The sequence below is a fragment of the Streptomyces odonnellii genome, from assembly GCF_000981895.1.
Taxonomy (GTDB): Bacteria; Actinomycetota; Actinomycetes; order Streptomycetales; family Streptomycetaceae; genus Streptomyces; species Streptomyces odonnellii.
Map to the genome: position 1 here is coordinate 1 of NZ_LATD01000515.1, position 5,149 is coordinate 5,149.

The 5,149-nt window shown below is 71.5% G+C and carries 4 protein-coding genes; 2 read left to right on the forward strand and 2 right to left on the reverse strand.

Annotated elements, in window-relative coordinates:
- Window positions 1-1,311 (forward strand): class I SAM-dependent methyltransferase (locus tag WH07_RS34235; protein ID WP_046508805.1); only part of this gene is annotated, 1,311 nt, incomplete at its 5' end.
- 75 nt (window positions 1,312-1,386) lie between these two features.
- Here the strand turns inward: WH07_RS34235 and WH07_RS34240 are convergent.
- Together WH07_RS34240 and WH07_RS39245 are read right to left on the reverse strand one after the other, a co-directional pair.
- A complete protein-coding gene (locus tag WH07_RS34240; RefSeq protein WP_046508807.1) occupies window positions 1,387-1,752 on the reverse strand; it encodes a hypothetical protein in 366 nt (121 codons plus the stop codon).
- Window positions 1,753-1,849: 97 nt separating this feature from the next.
- Window positions 1,850-2,527, reverse strand: a complete 678-nt coding sequence (locus WH07_RS39245; RefSeq protein WP_046508810.1) for a hypothetical protein — start codon at window positions 2,525-2,527, stop codon at window positions 1,850-1,852.
- A gap of 165 nt (window positions 2,528-2,692) precedes the next feature.
- Between WH07_RS39245 and helR the strand changes: the two genes are divergently transcribed.
- A complete protein-coding gene (gene helR / locus WH07_RS34250) occupies window positions 2,693-4,891 on the forward strand; it encodes an RNA polymerase recycling motor ATPase HelR (RefSeq protein ID WP_232789159.1) in 2,199 nt (732 codons plus the stop codon).
- The last annotated feature ends 258 nt before the right edge of the window (window positions 4,892-5,149 follow it).

Below are 5,149 nucleotides of genomic sequence, written 5' to 3' on the forward strand. Positions count from 1 at the left end.
TCTCACCTCAGCGCCCCCGCCTCCCCCGGCGCCGCTTCCCCGCTGCTGGCTCCGCTGCTCTCCGCCGAGGGTCAGGCGCTCCTCGCCGAGCTGCGCGACCACGACCCCGCCGGGGAACTCGCCGTCGCCACCCGGCTGCGCCGCGAGCACCCGGCCGAGCTGGTCTCGGCGGCGCTGACCCAGGCGCGGCTGCGCCAGCGCGCGGTGGCGAAATTCGGCGCGGAGGACGCGTACCGCATGTACTTCACGCCGAACGGAATCGAACAGGCCACCCGGTCCACCGTCGCCGCCCACCGGGCCGCCCGGTTCCGCGCACTGGCCCCGGAGCGCCGGATCACCGACCTCTGCTGCGGCATCGGCGGCGACGCGGTCGAGCTGGCCCGCGCGGGCTTCGCCGTGACGGCTGTCGATCTCGACCCGCTGACCTGCGAGATCGCCGCCGCGAATCTGCGCACCCTGGCTCCGGCGGCTCAGGCCGCGCAGGCCACTTCGGCCAGTCCGACCACCCAGGACACGCCGGCCACTCCGCCTGCTCCGGCCTCGCCGCCCGCGACGGTGACGCGCGCCGATGTCCTGGAGTACGACCTGACCGGGGCCCGTACCGTCTTCATCGACCCCGCCCGGCGCGGCGGCCGGGGCAGGATCTTCGATCCGGAGGCCTACTCACCGCCGCTGTCGTGGGCGGTCGAGGCGGTACGACGGGCCGGCACGGGCGCGGTCAAGATCGCGCCCGGCATTCCGCACGAGCTGATCCCCGACGACTTCGAGGCCGAGTGGATCTCGGACTCCGGGGACGTCAAGGAGGCGGTGCTCTGGTACGGCCACGGCGGAACGCCCGGTTCCGTCACCCCCGGCGCCCGCCGCGCCACCCTGCTCGCCCCCGGCCGACCCGCAGTGACCCTCACCGGCCGCGGCCTCCCCGACCCGCCCGTCCGCGCCCTCGGCCGTTTCCTGTACGAACCGGACGGCGCCGTCATCCGCGCGCACCTGGTCGCCGAGGTGGCCGAGGAGCTGGAGGGCGGCCTGCTGGACGAGACGATCGCGTACATCACGGCCGACGAGCCGCGCCCCACCCCGTACGCCACCGCCTACGAAATCACCGACGAACTCCCCTTCGGGCTGAAGAGGCTCAAGGCCCTGCTGCGCGAACGCGAAGTCGGGATCCTGACGGTGAAGAAGCGCGGCTCGGCCGTGGAACCGGAGGAACTCCGGCGCCGGCTCAAACTCAAGGGCCCGCACTCGGCGACGGTCTTCCTGACCCGCGTGGCAGGCGCCCCGATGATGCTGCTGGGGCATCCGGTGGAGGCGTGAGGGGGCCGGTCCGGGCCACGGGCAGGAGGCATGGGCGAGGGCCGGTGGGGCGGGCGCGAGAGGGCCGCTGGGGGCTTACTGGAGGTCGGTCAGGTCGTCCGCGTAGATCTGCGACAGCGGCTGCGGGCCGATGTACTGCTGGCAGTTGCACTGCCTGCGTTCGTAGCGGAGTGGCTTCTTGTTCTCGTCCCACTCCGTCGCCACCTCCACATCCTCATGACACTTGCCCCGTTTGTCATGCTTCGCAAGGTGGTGTGTGCAGCCGCAGACCGGCACCGGGGGCTTGTGGGCCTGCTCCAGGGCCAGCCGTTCCTTCTCATCGAGCCTCAGGAGCTCGATTCGGCGCTCATGCCGGGTGCGCAGCGCGGTGCGGCCCGTGTCGGCGATCCAGCCGAAGCCGCCGACGATGAAGAAGACGAATATCCACCAGAGCCATTCCATCCGCCGCCCCTTCACCGTGAATGGCGCATGCGTTCTCCCTTCAGGATAGGACGGACACTCGCGGAACTCAGGACAGGACGGTCACCCGGGCACCGGCTCAGCGGTGGGCGCCTCCGCCCCAGCGTTCGGGGACCGGGCTGAGGAACCGCCCCGACCAGCTCTGATGCGCGTACGACTGGACGGCGCCCAGCACCCCGGTCGCCAGGACCGTGAGGCCGAGACCCAGCGCGTAGACGGTCTCACCCACGGTGGCCGAACCGGGTCCCGTAGTGGCGGAGGACCAGGCGGAGGACGTCGCCCACACCCCCAGCAGGCAGAGCGCCAAGGACGGCAGCAGCCACAGCACACACCGGCGATGGGCCCGTACGCGTCCGTCCACCGCGGGGTCCCGGGCAAGGTCGGCCCAGGCCTCCAGGAGCAGCCGTACGGTACGGCCCCGCTCCAGCCAGAAGCCGAGCGCGACCCCGGCGGGTATCAGCAGGAAGGCCGCGAGGAACAGTGCCACCAGACCGGTCACCTGGCCCAGACCGCCCTGTTCGAAACTCTGGATGGCCAGTCCGACGGCCGCCCAGCCGACCACGCCGACCGCGCCCAGCAGCCAGAGCAGCACCAGCCGGCCGATCCCGAGCCGCCGCACGGTCAGCGTGGCCAGGGCGGCGGCCCGGTCCGCGAGCAGCGCTTCGTGGTCGGGCCACGTACGGAGATGGAGGGGCGGCGGGGGCTCCGGAAGACGGGTGGCGGCGTAGGCAGCGGAAGGGCTGAACCTGCTGATCATTGGCCAGAGGGTAGCGGTGCGCATCGCAGGGCGCCGATGAGGGCCTGTCAGGGTCCCCCGCCACTCTCAACCTATAGCGCACCAGGGGGCTTGCGGCAAGGCCCAGGTCGTACCGCAGAATCACTGGCCCAAGCCCAGAACCTGCGGAAACGGGAGATTCACGAAGTGAGTTCGCTGTTCGGAGCTGATGCCGGAAACCCCCCGGCCACCAGCGCGTTCGACCTCCCCGGCCATCTCTCCCCCAAAGCCGCCACAACACTGATCGCCGACGACGAGCAGCACTTCGCGGCCATCGCACAGAGCCTTCGGCAGACGATCGCCGAACTGTCCGGCCGCCTCGACGCCGAGCGCAGGGCGCCCGGCGGCATGGGGCGGCAGGCGATGGACCGGGATGCGGAGATCCATCGGCTGACCGGTCGTCTGCGCGCCCTGCGCCGCTTCGGTCTGGACCTGTGCCTCGGACACATGGTCGGCGCCGACAGCCCCGAGCCGGTGTACGTCGGACGGCTCGGCCTCACCGACAGCTCGGGGCGCCGGCTGCTGCTCGACTGGCGCTCCCCCGCCGCCGAGCCGTTCTTCGGAGCCACCCATGCCAACCCGATGGGGCTGGCGAGCCGCCGCAGATACCGCTGGACCCGCGGCCGTATCAGCGACTACTGGGACGAGGTGTTCACCGCCGACGGGCTCGAAGGGCACGCCGCGCTCGACGACCAGTCCGCCTTCATCGCCAGCCTCGGCGGCAACAGGTCGGCACGGATGCGAGACGTGCTCGGCACCATCCAGGCCGACCAGGATGCCATCATCCGGGCCGGATCCCGTGGTGCTCTCGTCGTCGACGGCGGTCCGGGTACGGGGAAGACCGTCGTCGCTCTGCACCGCTCCGCCTACCTCCTCTACTCCGACCCCCGCCTCGGTCACCGCCGCGGCGGTGTGCTGTTCGTCGGTCCGCACCGGCCCTATCTGGCCTATGTGTCCGACGTCCTGCCCAGCCTCGGAGAAGAGGGCGTACAGACCTGCGTCCTGCGGGACCTCGTCGCCGAAGGAGCGGCGGCAGCGACCGAGACCGACCCGGACGTGGCCCTCCTGAAGTCGTCCGCGGACATGGTGAAGGCGATCGAGAAGGCCGTCAGGTTCTACGAGGAGCCGCCCGCCAAGGGGATGACGGTCACGACCCACTGGTCCGACATCTGGCTGAGCGCCGACGACTGGGCCGTGGCGTTCGACGCGGCAGAACCCGGTACTCCGCACAACGAGGCGCGCGACCAGGTCTGGGACGAGCTGCTCACGATCCTGGTGGACGCGCACGACGGCGACATCCCGCCCGGCCTGCTCCGCACGTCACTGCGGCAGAACAGGGAGCTGCTCACGGCCTTCGACCGCGCGTGGCCGCTGCTCGAAGCGGCCGATCTCGTCGGAGACCTCTGGTCGGTCCCCGCCTATCTGCGGATGTGCGCTCCCTGGCTGGGCCCCGACGAGGTCGGAAAGCTTCAGCGCAAGGAGGCCCCCCATGCCTGGACGGTGTCCGACCTGCCCCTCCTCGACGCGGCACGGCAGCGGCTGGGCGACCCGGAGGCGGCCCGGCGCAAGCGCCGGAACGAGGCCGTCCTCGCCGCCCAGCGCGAGCACATGGCGCGGGTCGTCGACAACCTGATCGACGCCGCGGCCGACTCCGGCGCCGACGGTGACGACGGCGAGGGCCTGGTGACGATGCTGCGCGGCAAGGACGCCGAGGTCAGCCTGGTCGACGAGACCGTACTGCCCGCCGCCGAACCGGACCTGCTCGCCGGGCCGTTCGCGCACATCGTCGTGGACGAGGCCCAGGAACTGACCGACGCCGAGTGGCAGATGCTGCTGCTCCGCTGCCCGTCGCGGAGCTTCACCATCGTCGGTGACCGCGCCCAGGCAAGGCACGGGTTCACGGAGTCGTGGCAGGAGCGGCTGGGGCGGATCGGGCTCGACCGGATCAATGTGGCCTCCCTGAGCATCAACTACCGGACACCGGAAGGAATCATGGCGGAGGCCGAGCCGGTCATCCGGGCCGCGCTCCCCGACGCCAATGTGCCGACCTCCATCCGCGGCAGCGACATCCCCGTCGTCCACGGATCCGTGTCCGAGCTGAACTCGGTCCTCGACGACTGGCTCGCGGCACACGCCGACGGGATCGCCTGTGTCATCGGCGATCCCGCGTTCCGGGCGACCTCCCGCGTCCGGTCGCTGACTCCGGAGCTGTCGAAGGGGCTTGAGTTCGACCTGGTCGTCCTCATCGACCCGGAGACGTTCGGCAAGGGCATCGAAGGAGCGGTCGACCGCTATGTCGCGATGACCCGGGCGACCCAGCAACTCGTCATCCTCACAAGCTCCTGACACCGTCCAGGACAACGCGATCGCCGACCTGGCCGCGCCGGACCCGCCCGGCGGCCTGCTCCCTGTCCTTCGCCCGGTCCCGACCGCCCGCTACTCCACCGCCTCGAAGCGCCAGCGGTGGACCGGGCGGGCGGTCAGATGCGGCGGGGGATCGGGGAGTTCGGGGAGTTCGGGGGGCTGGTCGGCGTCGGGTGCGGGCCACCAGGTGATGATCAGGACCCGGTCCTCCGGGGCCCGGAGGAGGTCCTGGCGGAGGGG